Consider the following 16,514-nt stretch of genomic DNA (forward strand, 5'->3'; position numbering starts at 1 on the left):
GGAAAGACGAATGCGAGGGAAGCAGACATGTAACAAGCCCCTAATGATCTTGTCGTCGGAGAATTGACGTCCCGCCATCGGGGACGCAAGAAACTGACAGTTGGATGGCCAATTGAACTGAGCGGTCACATTTAAGCATTGTCCGACGAAAACGCCTAAAGCAACAAATCCTCCAGACGACCGTGAATGCGTTCTGGCAGATTTTCCTGAATTTCGATCAAGGCACGGGAAATAGCACTCTGAAAACCCTGCACCCCGGCGGAACCGTGGCTTTTTACGACAATACCCTGCAAGCCGAGAAAGCTCGCACCGTTATGTCGTGCCGGCGCCAGGTCAGCCTGCAGTCGCTTCATCAGCGGCAGCGCCAACGCCCCCACCATGCGCGAAGGCAGGCTTTTCTTGAACAACGCTTCGATTCGCCCGGCGATCATGGTCGCCAGCCCCTCGCTGGACTTGAGCAGGATATTGCCGACAAACCCGTCGCACACCACCACGTCCGCCTCGCCACGGTACAAGCCGTCACCTTCGACGAAGCCGATGTAGTTGATACCACGGGCACTTTGCAACAAGGTTGCAGCCAGCTTGACCTGCTGATTGCCCTTGATGTCCTCGGTGCCGATGTTCAGCAAGGCCACCCGTGGACGAACAATACCCAAGGTTTCTGCCGCGACCGAGCCCATCACTGCAAATTGCAGCAGATGTTCGGCACTGCAATCGACATTGGCCCCCAGGTCGAGCAACTGGCAGTAACCTTTCTGCGTCGGAATCGCCGCCACCATGGCCGGGCGATCGATACCCGGCAACGTCTTGAGCACAAACCGCGACAACGCCATCAACGCGCCGGTATTGCCAGCACTGACACACGCCTGAACCTTGCCGTCGCGCAATAACTCAAGCGCCACGCGCATCGACGAATCGGGCTTGCCACGCAGGGCCTGGGCAGGTTTCTCGTCCATGGTGATGACTTCGGACGCCGGAGCAATCGACAGGCGCGCGCGATCCACAGCCGAATGGCCAGCGATCAGTTCTTCAAGAAGGGAGGGTTGACCGACGAGGGTCAGGTGTAGCGAGGGTGTAGCAGACAGGCAAGCAAGGCTGGCCTGGACAATGCTGCGGGGACCGAAGTCCCCGCCCATTGCGTCAATCGCGATGACTTGAGCGGACAAGTGATTACTCGTCAGCGCCCTTGTCGATCACTTTACGGCCACGGTATACGCCTTCTGGCGATACGTGGTGACGCAGGTGAACTTCACCGGTGGTTTTTTCTACAGACAGGGTGCTAGCCTCGAGAGCGTCGTGCGAACGGCGCATGTCACGGGCAGAGCGGGATTTTTTGTTCTGCTGAACAGCCATAATTGATTAACTCCTAAACGTTTGGGTCACGCTTTAACTGCGCCAATACACTGAACGGGTTGGACCGCGTTACCTCGTCCTCGCTCGGTTCGGGCTCATCTGCTCCCGCCGGCTGCTGGCATTCTTCCGGATGATGAGCAGGCACAATGGGCAAGGCGAGCAGAAGCTCCTCCTCGATCAGTGACTGCAGATCCAATGGATCTTCGCCCAGTTCCAGCACGTCATAACCTTTCGGCAACGACTGGGTATTCGCACCCTCCTTCACCACAGCATAACTGCATTCGCTATGGATCGGCAGGGTGACCAGCTCAAGACAACGCTGGCAAACCATTTTGACTTCAGTGTCGATAAAGCTGTGAATTACCACAGATTTACGTTCATCTCGTTCAAAAACGAATTTAGCCTGCACCGTACCGACATTGTCGGAAAGCGGGTCGCAGAGTCTCTCCAAATCGGCCAGCAGCATTTCACCTTGAAGGGTGGTGCCACGGTCAGCCAATTTGCGCGGGTCAACGTGAGGTGGAATCGGGTCATTCAACATAGGCGCAGCATTATAGGGATGCACCCGCCCATGTCAAAGGAAATTCAGCCCTGTCCGTCACTTGGAAGCCTCGCTAGAATTCGCACCTGCCATTTGGAGTTGCGCATGCTGCCTTTATTACTTGCTTCCAGCTCGGTCTATCGCCGGGATTTGCTGGCCCGCCTGCGGCTGCCGTTCACTTGCAGCTCTCCGGACATTGATGAAAGCCATCGCCCCGGCGAGCCTGCCATTGATCTGGTAAAACGTCTCGCCGAGCACAAAGCCCGCGCACTGGCGCACAGCCATGCCGCTCATCTGATCATCGGTTCCGACCAGGTCGCCGTACTCGGCGACAGGATCATCGGCAAACCCCACACCTTCGAAAAGGCCCGCGAACAGCTGCTGGCCTCAAGCGGTGCCAGCGTGACCTTCCTGACTGGACTGGCGCTGCTCAACAGCGAGACCGGCCACTGCCAGGTCGACTGCGTGCCGTTCACCGTACACATGCGCACACTCGAGGCAGCGCGCATCGAACGCTACCTGCACGCCGAGCAGCCCTACGATTGCGCTGGCAGCTTCAAGGCCGAAGGCCTGGGTGTGAGCCTGTTTCAAAGCACCGAAGGCACCGACGCCACCAGCCTTGTCGGCCTGCCGCTGATCCGCCTGATCGACATGCTGCTGGCCGAGGGCGTGCAAATCCCCTGAGGCATCCTGTGGCGAGGGAGCTTGTCGGATCGCTTTTGGGGCCGCTTCGCACCCCTCCGGGAGCAAGCTCCCTCGCCACGGGTACAATGTTCACCCTCAAGTGAACAGCATTACGCAAATGTGGGGCCGGTTTTCTTGATTGTGTCGAAATCAGCGCAACGACGGACCGCTGAACCCCATCCACATCGCCAAATGCTCAGCCACGCTGGCACCAAGCTTTTTCGAGAAGCGGTCGAATGGCGATTCCTGAACGGTGAAGTCGACCAGTTCTTTTTCCCCGATCACATCACGCGCAACCGAACTGGCATTGCCCAGGCCATCCACCAGCCCCAGCGGCAAAGCCTGCTCGCCAGACCATACGAGACCGGAAAACAGCTCCGGATGCTCTTTGTCCTTCAGGCGATCGCCCCGACCCTGCTTGACGCTGTTGATGAACTGCTTGTGCGTGGTGTCGAGCACGCCTTGCCAGAACGCTGTTTCTTCCGGCTTTTGCGGCTGGAACGGATCAAGAAAGGACTTGTGCTCGCCCGAGGTGTAGGTGCGACGCTCGACACCCAGCTTTTCCATGGTGCCGACGAAACCGTACCCGGCCGCCGTCACACCGATGGAACCCACCAGACTCGCCTTGTCGGCGTAGATCTGATCGGCAGCACTGGCGATGTAGTAGGCACCGGAAGCACCCAGATCGGAAATCACTGCGTAGAGCTTGGTATCAGGGTGCAGACCGCGCAAACGACGGATCTCGTCATAGACGTAGCCTGACTGCACAGGACTGCCACCCGGGCTGTTGATGCGCAGGATGACACCTTTGACCTTCTTGTCCTCAAAGGCCGCACGCAGACTGCCAACGATATTGTCGGCGCTGGCCGGCTCCTTGTCGGCGATCATGCCATTGATGTCGATCAGCGCGGTGTAGTTGCCGCTGCGGGTAGCGGCTTTTTCCATGTCCATCAGCGGCGAGAACAACAACAGCGCGCCAAACAGGTATACAAAGGTCAACAGCTTGAAGAAAATCCCCCAACGCCTGGAACGGCGCTGCTCCTGAACGCCCGCCAGCAAGGTTTTTTCCAACAGCTTCCAGCTCTTCTCGTCACCGCTCTCTGCGCTCGCCTTGGCGGGTGCTTTCCATTCGTCGGTCATGACATCTACCCCAGCAAAAACGTATTAAGCCCGCTGACTCAGCCAGGCATGCAATTCTGAAAAGTGATCGATGGCCAAGCGAGGCTCGAACAGTTTCAACGACTCGATCGATTGGGCGCCATAGCTGACCGCGACCGAATCCATGCCGGCGTTGCGCGCCATCTGCAAATCGAAGGATGAGTCGCCGACCATCAGCGCCTGTTCCGGGCGAACCTCGCAATGCGCAAGAATCTGCTCAAGCATCAGTGGGTGAGGCTTGCTGGCGGTTTCGTCGGCGGCACGAGTGATATCGAAATAGTCAGCCCAACCGTGCGCATTCAACACCCGATCCAACCCACGCCGAGCCTTGCCCGTTGCGACTGCCAGGTGATATCCCTCGGCGCGAAACGCCTGCATCGATTCAACCACCCCCTCGAACAACGGAGAAGGCACCGCCTCCGAGGCGATGTAGTGGTCGGCATAATGCTCGCGAAAGGCGATCAGCTCGCTATCGCTGATGTCCGGATACAGCGTGCGGATCGCCTCCGGCAACCCCAGCCCGATGATGCCCTTGACGGCGAGATCATCGCGCAATTGAAAACCGGATCGCTCGGACGCCACATGCATCGCTTCGACAATCCGACCAATGGAATCAGCCAGGGTGCCATCCCAATCGAATATCAGCAGCTTGTAGTCAGATGGGCGCACTCAATCGCTCCACAGTCTTGGTCCACATTTCGTCGACCGGCGCCTGCAACTTGAGTTCACCGCCATCGGGCAACGGCACGGTCAGCATGTAGGCGTGCAGGAACAGGCGCTTGCCGCCCAGATCACGGATTTCCTTGCTGAAATCGTCATCACCGTACTTGCTGTCGCCGGCAATACAGTGCCCGGCGTGCAAGGTATGGACGCGGATCTGGTGGGTACGGCCGGTAATAGGCTTGGCTTCGATCAGGGTGGCAAAGTCGCCAAAGCGACGCAGGACCTTGAACACGGTCACGGACTCTTTGCCCTCTTCCTCGTCCACCTCGACCATTCGCTCGCCGGAGCGCAGGTTACTCTTGCCGAGCGAAGCCCGGACCTGCTTGATCGAGGACGCCCAGTTACCGCGAACCAGCGCCATGTAGCGCTTGTCGACGCCATCGCCGCGCAGTGCCGTATGCAAGTGACGCAACATGCTGCGCTTCTTGGCGATCATCAGCAGGCCGGAAGTGTCGCGGTCCAGACGGTGAACCAGTTCCAGCTCCTTGCAATCGGGACGCAACTGACGAAAGGCTTCGATCACCCCGTAATTCAAGCCACTGCCGCCGTGAACCGCGATGCCGCAAGGCTTGTTGATCACGAGCAGCGCCTTGTCTTCGTAGACAATCGAGGCCTCGAGTCGCTGCAGCAGGCCTTGTGCCAGCGGCACGGGTTCGTCGCGCTCAGGCACGCGAACCGGCGGCACGCGCACGATATCGCCCGCCTGCAGCTTGTATTCGGGCTTGATCCGACCTTTGTTCACCCGCACTTCGCCTTTGCGCAAAATGCGATAAATCAAGGTCTTGGGTACGCCTTTGAGCCGAGCGAGAAGGAAGTTATCAATACGTTGGCCGGCATATTCCGGCGAGACCTCAAGCAGTTGTACGCCTGGGGTCGAAGGGGCAGTAGTCGTCATGGCGCGGATGATAACAATTTTTTATGGAATTGAAGCACTTAATCATTGCTGCTATAGTCGCGAACGCCGCCAAAAGCGGCCTGGACAGCGGACCAACGGTCAAAAACCGACCCTGACCAACGCAATTCACCAGGACGCGAGGCCGTCCTACGGGGCTTTCGCTACGTAACGGTGGAGTTTGCAGGTGTAACGAGCGCAGGTGACATGAGGCCTGAATCACGCCGCAAAGCAGAGTTTTGACTCGTTTTGCGCGCCATATTCACGGCCAGTTCACAAAGTGCAGTCAGCTGCGAATGACCCCGAGCGAACGCTTCGGAAACATTGCCTAAATTAGCCATGATGCGTGACCTCCCCTTTCGGAGCTCACGGTAAATGCCAACCCGCTGCGGATTCTGCGCGCGGCAGCACCCGAATTATCAGGGATACGTGTAGGGTGGAGATGCACAACCGCTGGACTGTGTAGCAATAGGCTTTATCAAGACGCTTCATCTCGTCCACAGCCGCCGGTTGATTCCTCCTCCTGACTGAGTGCTTAAGTAGCCACAGCAAGCAGGACGCGTACGTCGCGATGCAGGCCCACATTGGCCGGACATCGCTGGACACGGGAATGGCCAACCACTCCCGACGCACCTGGCACCGACCGTGAGAAGTCGTGTGTGCCGAACGCCGTTTCCGGCAGCCCGGAAACCGACGGTACTACATGAAAAGAATGCTGATTAACGCAACTCAACCTGAAGAGTTGCGTGTTGCACTGGTAGATGGCCAACGCCTCTACGACCTGGACATCGAATCCGGTGCACGCGAGCAGAAGAAGGCCAACATCTATAAAGGCCGGATTACTCGCATCGAACCAAGCCTTGAGGCTGCCTTTGTCGATTTCGGCTCCGAGCGCCACGGCTTCCTGCCCCTCAAAGAAATCTCCCGCGAATACTTCAAGAAAGCCCCGGAAGGTCGCGTCAATATCAAGGACGTCCTGAGCGAAGGCCAGGAAGTCATCGTTCAGGTCGAAAAAGAAGAACGTGGCAACAAGGGCGCCGCCCTGACCACCTTCATCAGCCTGGCCGGTCGTTACCTGGTGCTGATGCCGAACAACCCGCGTGCCGGCGGCATCTCCCGTCGCATCGAAGGCGAAGAGCGCAACGAACTGCGTGAAGCGCTGAACGGCCTGGTTGCACCGGCCGACATGGGCCTGATCGTGCGCACTGCCGGCCTGGGCCGCAGCAGCGAAGAAATGCAGTGGGACCTCGATTACCTGCTGCAACTGTGGACCGCCATCAAGGAAGCCTCGCTGGACCGCGCCGCGCCGTTCCTGATCTACCAGGAAAGCAACGTGATCATCCGCGCCATCCGCGATTACCTGCGCCAGGACATCGGCGAAGTGCTGATCGACAGCGTTGAAGCCCAGGACGAAGCCCTGACCTTCATCCGCCAGGTGATGCCGCAGTACGCCAGCAAGATCAAGCTGTACGAAGACAGCGTTCCGCTGTTCAATCGCTTCCAGATCGAAAGCCAGATCGAAACCGCCTTCCAACGCGTTGTCGAACTGCCTTCCGGCGGCTCCATCGTCATCGATCCGACCGAAGCCCTGGTGTCCATCGACATCAACTCGGCGCGCGCCACCAAAGGCAGCGACATCGAAGAAACCGCCCTGCAGACCAACCTCGAAGCCGCCGAAGAAATCGCCCGTCAGTTGCGCCTGCGCGACATCGGCGGCCTGATTGTCATCGACTTCATCGACATGACCCCTGCCAAGAACCAGCGCGCCGTGGAAGAGAAAGTCCGCGAATGCCTGGAAGCCGACCGCGCTCGCGTGCAAGTCGGTCGCATCTCGCGCTTCGGTTTGCTGGAAATGTCCCGTCAGCGCCTGCGTCCATCCCTGGGCGAAAGCAGCGGCATCGTCTGCCCGCGTTGCAACGGCACCGGCATCATCCGTGACGTTGAATCGCTGTCCCTGGCGATCCTGCGCCTGATCGAAGAAGAAGCCCTGAAAGACCGCACCGCCGAAGTTCGCGCACAAGTGCCGATCCCGGTTGCCGCGTTCCTGCTCAACGAAAAACGCAACTCGATCACCAAGATCGAACTGCGCACCCGTGCTCGCATCGTCATCCTGCCGAACGATCACCTCGAAACGCCGCACTTCGAAGTGCAGCGCCTGCGTGATGACAGCCCGGAAGCCGCGACCAACCAGTCCAGCTACGAAATCGCTGCCGCCGCTGCCGAAGTCGAAGAAGTCCAGCCAGCTGCCGCCACCCGCACCCTGGTTCGCCAGGAAGCCGCGGTCAAGACCGCACCGGCCCGCGCCAATGCTCCGGTTCCGACCGAAGTGGTCGCAGCACCTGTTGCCGCCCCTGCCGCCGCGCCAGAGCCAAGCCTGTTCAAGGGCCTGGTGAAGTCGCTGGTCAGCCTGTTCGCCACCAAGGAAGAGCCAGTGGCTCCCGTTGTGGTCGAGAAGCCGGCTACCGAGCGTCCTGCTCGCAACGAAGAGCGTCGCAACGGTCGCCAGCAGAGCCGCAACCGTAACGGTCGCCGCGATGAAGAACGCAAGCCGCGCGAGGAACGTGCACCGCGTGAAGAACGCGCACCACGTGAACCACGCGAAGAGCGTCAACCACGCGAAGCCCGGGAAGAGACTCCAGCCGTAGCCCGTGAAGAACGCGCTCCACGCGCTCCGCGTGAAGAACGTGCACCACGCGCTCCACGTGAAGATCGCAAGCCACGTGGCGAGCGTGAAGAACGCGTACGTGAACTGCGTGAGCCACTGGATGCTGCACCGGCCGCTGCTGCGAGCGCGGAAGAACGTCCGGCCCGCCAGCCACGCGAAGAACGCGCTCCACGCCCACCGCGTGAAGAACGTCAGCCGCGTGCCGAGCAAGCCGCTGCCGCTGTAGCCGAAGAAGAACTGCCAACCAACGAGGAGCAACTGCAGGAAGATGGTCAGGAAGGCGCCGAAGGCGATCGTCCACGCCGTCGCTCCCGTGGTCAGCGTCGCCGCAGCAACCGTCGCGAGCGTCAGCGTGATGCCAACGGCAACGTGATCGAAGGTTCGGAAGAGTCCGAAGCTGGCGACAACGCTGAAGCGCCAAGCACTGCCGATCTGGCCGCCGGCCTGGCTGTTACCGCAGCCGTTGCCAGCAGCGTGATCAGCGCTCCGGCCGAAGCACAAGCTCACGAGCAAGCCGAACGCGCCACTGCCGCCACCCTGGAGACTGCTCCAGTTGAAGCGCCAGTCGTTGAAGCGACCACGCCGGTAGAAGTAACCGCTTCGCCGGAAATCGAAGTGGCCCAGGCACCAGAAGCACAACCTGTGGTTGAAGCGCCTGCTGAACTAGCCGCGGTTGCCGAAGCGCCTGCGGTGGTTGCAGAACCGGTTGTTGAAACCGTGACTGAAACCGTTCGTGAAGTCCGCGAAGAGCAAACTGCGTTCAACTGGGTCGCCGAGCCAGCCGTTGCCGAAACTCCAGCACCGGCTGCCGAAGCTGAAGTGCCCGCAGCGTCGGTTTCCGAGCCAGTGGTTGCCGCTGCCGAGCCAGCCCCGGTTGTAGAAGCACCGGTCGTCGCCGAAGCGCCAGCACCTGTCGTTGAAGCGGCTCCGGTCAGCGCCCTGACGCCAAGCGGCCGTGCGCCGAACGACCCGCGTGAAGTGCGTCGTCGCAAGCGTGAAGAAGAGCGCCTGCAGAAGGAAGCCGAACTGGCTGCCGCTGCTGCTCAGACTGAAGCTGCTGTCGCGGCACCGGTTGCTGCCGACGTGGTCGAGGCAGCACCTGCCCCGGCTGCCGAAGTCGCCGCCGAGCAGGTTGAGTCGGTGATCGAGGAAGCACCGCGCTCCGTACAGGAAGCGGTAGAGCAACACGAACAAGCCGAGGAAAAGGAACACGAGCCTAAACCACTCGTCTGATTCCGTCGGTCAGTAAAAAGCCCCGCCTGGTGAACCCAGGCGGGGCTTTTTTATGTTTAATCGAAGATCAACTTCTCCGGCACGTCCACGTCCCACAACACACCAGGATCATCCACCGCGACTTCAACCACGCGCCCCTGTGCAAACAGCGGCTTGGCCCCGCGATCACCTGACAGCGCCATCAACCCTGAACCAAAACTGCGGCCAAAACCCACCGGATGGCCATATTCGCCGTCCTGAACCGGCACACTGATACAGTCGTCAGCCACCTGCGCCGTAACGTGTTCAATGCTCGAAGGCAGGATGAACGGCATATCCCCCAACACCATCAACCACCCACCGAGCTGCGCACAAGCCGCCACGCCAGCGGCGATGCTGTCACCCATTCCCGTGGATTCGACCAGCACGATCTCGCAGCCATAAGCCTTGGCCATCCGAATCACCTGCGGGCGATCCGCCGTGGTGACCAGCACACGTTGGTCCAACGTGGCCGGCAGATTCACCAGCACCTGCTCGATCACCGAACGGACAGCGCCATCCCGCCCTTTACAGTCCGCCAGCAACTTGTCTTTTTCCTCACCCGCCACCTGCCGGAACCGACTGCCCTGCCCCGCCGCCAGAAGGATGACTCCGATGGGCTCGTTCATACGCCCTCCCGCAACGGTTTTTTCTGTTTCAACTCAACACCGTTCTTGATCGCCACAATCTCGGCCATCAGCGACAGCGCGATTTCCGCCGGGCTGTGGCTGCCAATGTGCAGGCCGATCGGGCCATGCAGCCGTTCGATGGACTGTTGCGACAAACCCAGCTGCGCGAGGTTTTCCCGGCGCTTGTGGCTGTTGATCCGCGAGCCCAATGCGCCAACATAGAATGCTTTGGAATCCAGGGCGGTGAGCAGCGCCATGTCGTCCAGCCGCGGGTCGTGCGTCAGCGCAACAATCGCTGTGCGCTCGTCGGTCTGGATGCTGAGTACTGCGTCGTCGGGCATGCCCGAGACGAAGCGCCCGTGCTGTTCCTCCCAACCGTAGACGAATTCAGTGCGCGGATCGCAGATCAGCACTTCGAAATCCAGCAGTCGTGCCATTTCGGCGACATATCGGGACAATTGTCCCGCGCCGATCAGTAGCAGGCGCCAGCGCGGACCATAAATGGCCCGCAGCGTCTTTCCATCAAACGTCAGCACGTCCGATTTGTCGGCCGCTTGCAAAAGCACTTTGCCCGATTCGATATCCAGCGAACGCGCGACGATTTGATGATCCTCGCAGCGCGTCAGCAACTCGGCCACCCAATCCACATCGCCGACCCGCTCTTCGGTCAAACGCAACGTGCCGCCGCAGGGCAAACCGAAACGTGCGGCCTCCTCGCGGGTGACGCCATAGGTAATCAACTGCACCGGCGGCCCGTCGGAGGGTATTCGACCGTCATGCAACCGTGCAATCAGGTCATCTTCGACGCAACCGCCGGACACTGAGCCGATCACGACACCGTCCTCGCGCAACGCAAGCATCGCACCCGGCGCCCGGGGCGCGGTGCCCCAGGTCTGGACCACGCTGTACAACACCACTCGCTTTCCGGCGCGGCGCCACTCCAGCACGCTGCGCAGGACGTTCAGATCGACGCTGTCCATCAGGCTTGCGCCTTGCGCCAGTCTTGCAGTTGATAGCGAACCGGCAGGTCGCGAATGCGTTTGCCGGTGGCGGCGAAGATCGCGTTACACAGCGCCGGGGCAATCGGCGGCACACCCGGCTCACCCACACCGCCCAAGGGTACGGTGCCTGGTGGTGTGACCAGATGCACAGCGACTTCCTTCGGTGCCAGCGACATGCGCGCCACTTCGTACATGTGGAAGTTATCCTGCTGGACCTTGCCATCCTTGAAGCTGATCTCGCCCAGCACCGCATTGCCCAGCCCCATCACGCAAGCGCCTTCAAACTGCGCGCGAATCCGCTCGGGGTTGATCTGCGGCCCACAATCCACGGCGATGTCAGCCTTGTGCACGAGCAACGTGCCATCGTCTTTGACTTCGACCTCGATCACCGCCGCCACGTAGGTGACGAAGCTGTAATGTACCGCCAGCCCCAGGCCCCGGCCCTTCGGCAACTCGCGGCCCCAACCCGCGGCTTTGGCAGCGGTTTCCAGCACGGTACGCAGTCGCCCGGTATCGATCGGATAGCGCTCGGGCGATTCGCCGTAGTTCCATTCCTCACTCAGGGTGCGCGGATCGATCTGCCGGTCCGGTCCAAGCAACTTGATCTGGTACTTGAGCGGGTCTTGCCCGGCCTTGTGCGCCAGTTCGTCGATAAAGCTCTGGATCGCGAAACCATGCGGGATGTTCGACACCGAGCGATACCAGCCCACGCGGGTGTGCACGGTGGCTTCGGGGTTTTCCAGGCGCACATTCGGGATGGCGTAGGCCATGTTGGTGAAGCCCATGCCCAACTCGAAAGCCGCCTCGTGATTCATGCCCGGCGCGAACAATGCGGTAATGCTCGGCGCAACCGTCCGGTGCAGCCAACCGGATGGCAGGCCGTCCTTGTTCAGGCTGGCCTTGAGGTATTCGGCCGAGACGGTGTGGAAGTAGGAACAATGGATATCGTCTTCACGGGTCCATTGCACACGCACAGCCTTGCCGGGAAACTCTTTGGCGAGAATGGCCGCTTCGATGATGAAGTCGGGTTTGGACTTGCGACCGAAACCGCCGCCAAGCAAGGTCACGTTGAACGTGACGTTATCGAACGGCAGACCCAGACGCTCGCCGATCCGTTCGCGGGTGACCTGTGGCGCCTGACTTGGCCCCCACGCTTCACAGGCGCCATCCTTGTAGCGAGCGATGGCGACCATCGGCTCCATTGGCGATTGCGACAGGTGCGGCAGATAGTAGGAGGCCTCCAGCGTGCTGTCGGCGCTGCTCATGGCTTCGTCGATGTTGCCGGTATTGCGGACGACTTTGCCTGGCTTGAGGGAGGCGGCTTCGAGTTCCTTGCGGTAGGCGATCGAATCGTAGCTGGCATTGGCGCCGTCATCCCACTCGATTTTCAGCGCTTCGCGGCCCTTGATCGCCGCCCAGGTATTGTTCGCCACCACGGCGATTCCGCCCAATGGTTGGAACTCCGATGGCAGCGGACGACTTTCGATCTGCAGCACCTTGACCACGCCCGGGACTTTCATCGCCGCAGTGGCATCGAAGCTTTTGACCTTGCCACCGTAGACCGCAGGCCGGGCAATGGTGGCGTACAACATGCCGTCGAAATGCACATCGGCGCCATACACTGCCCGGCCGTTGACAATGTCGTCACCGTCGATGGCCTTGCTGCCTTCCTTGCCGATGTAGCGAAATTCCGACGGTTGCTTGAGCTTCAGGCTGTCCCGCGGCGGAACGGCCAAGGCACCGGCGGCTGCGGCCAGCGCGCCATACTCCAGTTCACGGCCGGACGGCTTGTGGATGACTTTGTGCAGCTGCGCATGGCATTCGCCGACCGGCACTTTCCACTGATCGGCAGCGGCCTGCTCCAGCATGGTCCGCGCGGCGGCGCCACAGCGGCGCATCGGCTCGTACCAGTGGCGCATGCTGCGCGAACCGTCGGTGTCCTGGTTGCCGAAGCGCACTTCGTCACCCGGCGCCTGCCGCACTTTGACTCGCGCCCAATCAGCTTCCAGTTCATCGGCAACTACCATGGTCAGACTGGTGCGCACGCCCTGGCCCATTTCCGAACGGTTGCAAACAACGGTTACCGTGCCATCGGCGGCGATGCTGACGTACACCTTGGGGTCATCCACCCAACCATTGGGCATGCCGTCGGCGCCGAATTTCTTCACTTCTTCGGCAAACGCGTCTTGCCAGCCCCAGCTTGCGGCAACCACCAGGGCACCCGCAGCGCCCACGCCCTTGAGAAAACCACGGCGACTGAGGTTGCTCAGGGCGAAATCCATTGGTAACTGGCTCATGCCTTGGCCTCCTTCAGGTGGGTGGATGCCTGGCGGATGGCGGTCTTGATGCGGTTATAAGTGCCGCAGCGGCAGATATTGCCGACCATCGCCTCTTCGATCTGTTCGTCGCTGGGGTTCGGGTTGGTCTTGAGCAGGGCCGTGGCGGACATGATTTGTCCACCCTGGCAGTAACCGCATTGGGCCACCGCCGTATCGAGCCAGGCTTGTTGCACCACTTTACCTACCGGGTCGGCATGCAGGTTGTCGATGGTGGTGACGTTCTGTCCGACCACCGAGCCGATCGGCGTGATGCAACTACGCGCCGGCGCACCTCCGATATGAATGGTGCACGCGCCGCACAGGCCCATGCCGCAGCCGAATTTGGTGCCGTTATAGCCCGCCACGTCGCGGATAGCCCAGAGCAGCGGCATGTCCTCGGTGACGTCGAGTTGATGGTCTTGACCGTTGAGTTTCAGGGTAATCATGGGCACGCCCGCATATTTCTTGAGTTATGGGGTCGAGCAATCTGCCGTTGGATCTTGGTTCGGAACGCAGATCGGCTCAGGCTAATCGGCTCTCTTGCGCAAACGGCAGCGTCTGCACCGGGCCTTTGGTAGAACAAATCGTTTGCATCGTTAGCTGACTAAGTTAACCCAGCATTAACAAAAAAGCCCTGCACAATGGTCATTGTGCAGGGCTTGAGAATCAGTCCTGAAAGCTTAGCTTCAATACCGGTTCGGCTCCATTTCCAATTCGACATGAAAACGTTCTGAAATGTCTTTCTGAATACGCTGCGCCAGGTCGAGCAATTGCAACCCCGTGGCGCTGCCGTAGTTGACCAGCACCAGCGCCTGCAATTTATGCACGCCCGCGTCGGCATCACGGAAACCTTTCCAGCCTGCCCGCTCGATCAGCCAACCGGCGGCGATTTTCATCTGCCCGTCGGGTTGCGCATAGGCCACCAGATCCGGGTATTGGATTTTGAGCTGCGCGACAAGCGCCGCTGGCACCAACGGATTCTTGAAGAAACTGCCGGCATTGCCCAGTACCGCCGGGTCCGGCAGTTTTTCGTTGCGAATGCTGCAAATGGCCTGGCTGACATCGCTGGCGGTCGGGTGTTCGATGCCTTGCTCGGTCAGGCGCTGACGCACCGGGCCGTATTCCAGATGCAATGGCGCGACACGGTTGAGGGCAAAGCGAACGCGCAAAATCAGCCAGCGCCCCGGTTGCTGTTTGAACAAACTGTCGCGGTAGGCGAAGTTGCACTCTTGCAGGCTGAAGTCGCGCAGTTCGCCACTCTGGCGATCAAGCGCGGTCAGACCGGCGAATACGTCCTTGATCTCGACCCCGTAAGCGCCGATGTTCTGCATGGGTGCTGCACCGACGGTGCCGGGAATCAGGCTGAGGTTTTCCAGGCCTGACAAGCCCTGTGCCAACGTGTGCTGCACAAACGGATGCCAAGGCTCACCGGCCTCGGCCTCAATCACCACGTTGTTGCCATCGTCGCTCACCACACGAATCCCGCGGGTGGCCATGCGCAGCACCAATGACTGGATATCCGCCGTCAGCAGCAAATTGCTGCCACCACCGATTACCAGCACCGGCACCTGATGCTCCAGCCCGTAGGCCAAGGCCTCCCGTACATCGGCGTCACTATGGGCCTGGGCAAACAACCGGGCCTGGACATCCACGCCAAAGCTGTTGAACGGCTTGAGCGAAACCTGCGACCGAACCTGCAAACTCATAACCGTCCCTTCAGCTCGATCACCAGCAAATCACTGGCGCGCTCGATCAGATCCAGCACCTGCTCAAAGCCTTGGTCGCCGTCGTAATACGGGTCCGGGACTTCGTCGATTTCCACCTGATAGCGGCGCAGGAACAAATCCAGCTCAGCCTTGCCCTTTGCCGGTTGCAAAGCCTTGAGGTGGAGCAGATTGCTGTTGTCCATCGCCAGGATCAGGTCGTAGGTGGCGAAATCAGCTTTGGTCACTTGCTGGGCGCGTTGGGCTGACAGATCGTAGCCACGCAGCTTCGCCGCCGCCTGGCTGCGCTTGTCCGGCGCCCTGCCGACGTGCCAGTCACCGGTGCCGGCGGAGGCGACTTCGACCTGACCGGCCAGCCCCGCCTCACGCAGTTTGTGGCGCAACACGCCTTCAGCCGTGGGTGAACGGCAGATGTTGCCCAGGCAGACAAACAGAACCCGCATCAGGCCTCCAGCAGGCGACGAACGCGCTCAAGGTCTTCAACAGTATCGACGCCCGGAGGTGGCGCGATCAGCGCATCGGCGACGTGAATGCGCACGCCGTGCCACAGGGCCCGCAACTGTTCCAGGCACTCGGTGTTTTCCAGCCAGCATGGCCCCCAGCTGACGAAGTCATTCAGGAAACCGGCGCGGTAGGCGTAGATGCCGATATGGCGACGATACGGCACGCCTTCCGGCAATTGCTCGCGGCTCTGGGCGAACGCGTCCCGTGCCCATGGCAGCGTGGCACGACTGAAGGTCAGCGCCAGGCCATTGAGGTCGCTGACCACTTTCACCACGTTGGGATTGAACAGGGTTTCCACGTCGTCGATCGGCTCGGCCAGGGTGGCCATGCGCGCTTCGGTATGCAGAGCCAGGTTGGCGGCGACTTGATCGATCACGCTCGCCGGGATCAACGGCTCATCACCCTGGACATTGACTACGATAGCGTCAGGAGCAAGGCCCAGTTTCGCCGCGACTTCCGCCAGGCGATCGGTGCCGGAGTTGTGGTCTTCACGGGTCAGCACCACTTCGGCACCAAAGCCCTCGCAGGCCTCGACGATGCGCGCGTCATCAGTGGCAACCACCACACGCTGGGCGCTGCTTTTGCTTGCCTGTTCCCAGACGTGCTGGATCATCGGCTTGCCGGCGATCAACAGCAGCGGTTTGCCGGGCAAACGGGTGGAGGCGTAGCGCGATGGAATGACAACGGTAAAGGCTGTGGTCATTTATCCAGACGCTCGTCGGTGGTCAGGGTGCGGGCTTCGGTTTCGAGCATCACCGGAATGCCATCGCGAATCGGGTACGCGAGACCAGCGCCCTTGCTGATCAGCTCGGTCTTGTCGGCGCTGAGCTTGAGCGGGCCTTTGCAGACCGGGCAAGCGAGGATGTCGAGCAATTTGGTGTCCATGAGCATTCCCTGGATAAAAACGGATTTAAGGCAAGAGACGAGCCGGCAACAGGCGCATCAATTGCGTATCGAACCAGGCCACGAAGGCCGGCGTCGGCACAGCATCGACCGCCAGGTACCACCAGTCGGCAGCGGCGAAGGCACGGCACTTCACCGCGTCCTTTTCGGTCATCACCAACGGCAATG

Annotated in this window: 17 protein-coding genes; 2 read left to right on the forward strand and 15 right to left on the reverse strand. The window is 60.5% G+C overall.

From position 1 onward, the window contains the following. Nucleotides 1–155: 155 nt before the first annotated feature. Genes plsX through D8U69_RS28025 form a run of 3 tightly spaced genes read right to left on the reverse strand, consistent with a single transcriptional unit; the run spans nucleotide 156 to nucleotide 1,894 of the window. Complete coding sequence (plsX, locus tag D8U69_RS28015; RefSeq protein ID WP_082557643.1) at nucleotides 156–1,166, reverse strand: phosphate acyltransferase PlsX; 1,011 nt, start codon at nucleotides 1,164–1,166, stop codon at nucleotides 156–158. A 4-nt stretch (nucleotides 1,167–1,170) separates the two neighbouring features. Further along, entirely contained in the window at nucleotides 1,171–1,353 is a 183-nt protein-coding gene (gene rpmF, locus D8U69_RS28020) for a 50S ribosomal protein L32 (RefSeq protein WP_003179396.1), read from the reverse strand. Between the two features lie 13 nt (nucleotides 1,354–1,366). Next, complete coding sequence (locus tag D8U69_RS28025; RefSeq protein WP_007942001.1) at nucleotides 1,367–1,894, reverse strand: YceD family protein; 528 nt, start codon at nucleotides 1,892–1,894, stop codon at nucleotides 1,367–1,369. A gap of 105 nt (nucleotides 1,895–1,999) precedes the next feature. On the opposite strand from D8U69_RS28025, the gene D8U69_RS28030 reads away from it, so the two are divergent. After that, on the forward strand, nucleotides 2,000–2,578 hold the full coding sequence (locus D8U69_RS28030) for a nucleoside triphosphate pyrophosphatase (RefSeq protein ID WP_130904429.1): 579 nt from the start codon (nucleotides 2,000–2,002) through the stop codon (nucleotides 2,576–2,578). A 150-nt stretch (nucleotides 2,579–2,728) separates the two neighbouring features. Here the strand turns inward: D8U69_RS28030 and D8U69_RS28035 are convergent, their stop codons facing one another. From D8U69_RS28035 to rluC, 3 genes are read right to left on the reverse strand one after another with little or no spacing between them, the layout of a single operon-like run. Then, entirely contained in the window at nucleotides 2,729–3,718 is a 990-nt protein-coding gene (locus D8U69_RS28035) for a S49 family peptidase (protein ID WP_130904430.1), read from the reverse strand. Nucleotides 3,719–3,742: 24 nt separating this feature from the next. After that, nucleotides 3,743–4,405: an HAD-IA family hydrolase gene (locus D8U69_RS28040; RefSeq protein ID WP_130904431.1), complete on the reverse strand. Its 663-nt coding sequence runs from the start codon at nucleotides 4,403–4,405 to the stop codon at nucleotides 3,743–3,745. Then, entirely contained in the window at nucleotides 4,392–5,354 is a 963-nt protein-coding gene (gene rluC, locus D8U69_RS28045; RefSeq protein ID WP_130904432.1) for a 23S rRNA pseudouridine(955/2504/2580) synthase RluC, read from the reverse strand. Before rluC ends, D8U69_RS28040 begins: the two co-directional genes overlap by 14 nt. A gap of 700 nt (nucleotides 5,355–6,054) precedes the next feature. On the opposite strand from rluC, the gene rne reads away from it, so the two are divergent. Further along, the gene (gene rne, locus D8U69_RS28055) at nucleotides 6,055–9,249 is read left to right on the forward strand and encodes a ribonuclease E (protein ID WP_130908585.1); all 3,195 of its coding nucleotides are present in this window, start codon (nucleotides 6,055–6,057) and stop codon (nucleotides 9,247–9,249) included. A gap of 56 nt (nucleotides 9,250–9,305) precedes the next feature. Here rne and D8U69_RS28060 read toward each other — a convergent pair whose 3' ends face one another. The 9 genes from D8U69_RS28060 to D8U69_RS28100 all read right to left on the reverse strand — a co-directional run. Further along, nucleotides 9,306–9,896, reverse strand: coding sequence for a nucleotidyltransferase family protein (locus D8U69_RS28060; protein ID WP_130908586.1), 591 nt, complete (start codon nucleotides 9,894–9,896; stop codon nucleotides 9,306–9,308). Beyond that, nucleotides 9,893–10,876 carry an XdhC family protein gene (locus D8U69_RS28065; RefSeq protein ID WP_130904435.1) on the reverse strand — a complete coding sequence of 328 codons (984 nt, stop codon included), beginning with the start codon at nucleotides 10,874–10,876 and terminating at the stop codon, nucleotides 9,893–9,895. The genes D8U69_RS28060 and D8U69_RS28065 overlap by 4 nt, the downstream gene beginning before the upstream one ends. Beyond that, complete coding sequence (locus D8U69_RS28070) at nucleotides 10,876–13,194, reverse strand: xanthine dehydrogenase family protein molybdopterin-binding subunit (RefSeq protein ID WP_056855943.1); 2,319 nt, start codon at nucleotides 13,192–13,194, stop codon at nucleotides 10,876–10,878. Before D8U69_RS28070 ends, D8U69_RS28065 begins: the two co-directional genes overlap by 1 nt. Then, the gene (locus tag D8U69_RS28075) at nucleotides 13,191–13,661 is read right to left on the reverse strand and encodes a (2Fe-2S)-binding protein (RefSeq protein ID WP_056855944.1); all 471 of its coding nucleotides are present in this window, start codon (nucleotides 13,659–13,661) and stop codon (nucleotides 13,191–13,193) included. The genes D8U69_RS28070 and D8U69_RS28075 overlap by 4 nt, the downstream gene beginning before the upstream one ends. Before the next feature lie 240 nt (nucleotides 13,662–13,901). Further along, nucleotides 13,902–14,921, reverse strand: a complete 1,020-nt coding sequence (gene murB, locus D8U69_RS28080; RefSeq protein ID WP_130904437.1) for a UDP-N-acetylmuramate dehydrogenase — start codon at nucleotides 14,919–14,921, stop codon at nucleotides 13,902–13,904. Further along, nucleotides 14,918–15,382 carry a low molecular weight protein-tyrosine-phosphatase gene (locus D8U69_RS28085; RefSeq protein ID WP_056855946.1) on the reverse strand — a complete coding sequence of 155 codons (465 nt, stop codon included), beginning with the start codon at nucleotides 15,380–15,382 and terminating at the stop codon, nucleotides 14,918–14,920. Before D8U69_RS28085 ends, murB begins: the two co-directional genes overlap by 4 nt. Then, a complete protein-coding gene (gene kdsB, locus D8U69_RS28090; protein ID WP_056855947.1) occupies nucleotides 15,382–16,146 on the reverse strand; it encodes a 3-deoxy-manno-octulosonate cytidylyltransferase in 765 nt (254 codons plus the stop codon). Before kdsB ends, D8U69_RS28085 begins: the two co-directional genes overlap by 1 nt. Then, nucleotides 16,143–16,328, reverse strand: coding sequence for a Trm112 family protein (locus D8U69_RS28095; protein ID WP_007945752.1), 186 nt, complete (start codon nucleotides 16,326–16,328; stop codon nucleotides 16,143–16,145). The genes kdsB and D8U69_RS28095 overlap by 4 nt, the downstream gene beginning before the upstream one ends. A 25-nt stretch (nucleotides 16,329–16,353) precedes the next feature. Next, nucleotides 16,354–16,514, reverse strand: a 161-nt coding sequence (locus tag D8U69_RS28100; protein ID WP_177434605.1) for a tetraacyldisaccharide 4'-kinase, incomplete at its 5' end; no start/stop codon positions are given.

It is taken from the genome of Pseudomonas sp. Sample_16, assembly GCF_004307665.1.
Lineage (GTDB): Bacteria > Pseudomonadota > Gammaproteobacteria > Pseudomonadales > Pseudomonadaceae > Aquipseudomonas.

Excerpts from the sequence above, each read along its gene's own strand:
- rpmF (WP_003179396.1), bottom strand. The coding sequence starts at position 1,353 with ATGGCTGTTCAGCAGAACAAAAAATCCCGCTCTGCCCGTGACATGCGC.
- D8U69_RS28025 (WP_007942001.1), bottom strand. The coding sequence starts at position 1,894 with ATGTTGAATGACCCGATTCCACCTCACGTTGACCCGCGCAAATTGGCT.
- D8U69_RS28030 (WP_130904429.1), top strand. The coding sequence starts at position 2,000 with ATGCTGCCTTTATTACTTGCTTCCAGCTCGGTCTATCGCCGGGATTTG.
- D8U69_RS28035 (WP_130904430.1), bottom strand. The coding sequence starts at position 3,718 with ATGACCGACGAATGGAAAGCACCCGCCAAGGCGAGCGCAGAGAGCGGT.
- rluC (WP_130904432.1), bottom strand. The coding sequence starts at position 5,354 with ATGACGACTACTGCCCCTTCGACCCCAGGCGTACAACTGCTTGAGGTC.
- rne (WP_130908585.1), top strand. The coding sequence starts at position 6,055 with ATGAAAAGAATGCTGATTAACGCAACTCAACCTGAAGAGTTGCGTGTT.
- D8U69_RS28060 (WP_130908586.1), bottom strand. The coding sequence starts at position 9,896 with ATGAACGAGCCCATCGGAGTCATCCTTCTGGCGGCGGGGCAGGGCAGT.
- D8U69_RS28065 (WP_130904435.1), bottom strand. The coding sequence starts at position 10,876 with ATGGACAGCGTCGATCTGAACGTCCTGCGCAGCGTGCTGGAGTGGCGC.
- D8U69_RS28070 (WP_056855943.1), bottom strand. The coding sequence starts at position 13,194 with ATGAGCCAGTTACCAATGGATTTCGCCCTGAGCAACCTCAGTCGCCGT.
- D8U69_RS28075 (WP_056855944.1), bottom strand. The coding sequence starts at position 13,661 with ATGATTACCCTGAAACTCAACGGTCAAGACCATCAACTCGACGTCACC.
- murB (WP_130904437.1), bottom strand. The coding sequence starts at position 14,921 with ATGAGTTTGCAGGTTCGGTCGCAGGTTTCGCTCAAGCCGTTCAACAGC.
- D8U69_RS28085 (WP_056855946.1), bottom strand. The coding sequence starts at position 15,382 with ATGCGGGTTCTGTTTGTCTGCCTGGGCAACATCTGCCGTTCACCCACG.
- kdsB (WP_056855947.1), bottom strand. The coding sequence starts at position 16,146 with ATGACCACAGCCTTTACCGTTGTCATTCCATCGCGCTACGCCTCCACC.
- D8U69_RS28095 (WP_007945752.1), bottom strand. The coding sequence starts at position 16,328 with ATGGACACCAAATTGCTCGACATCCTCGCTTGCCCGGTCTGCAAAGGC.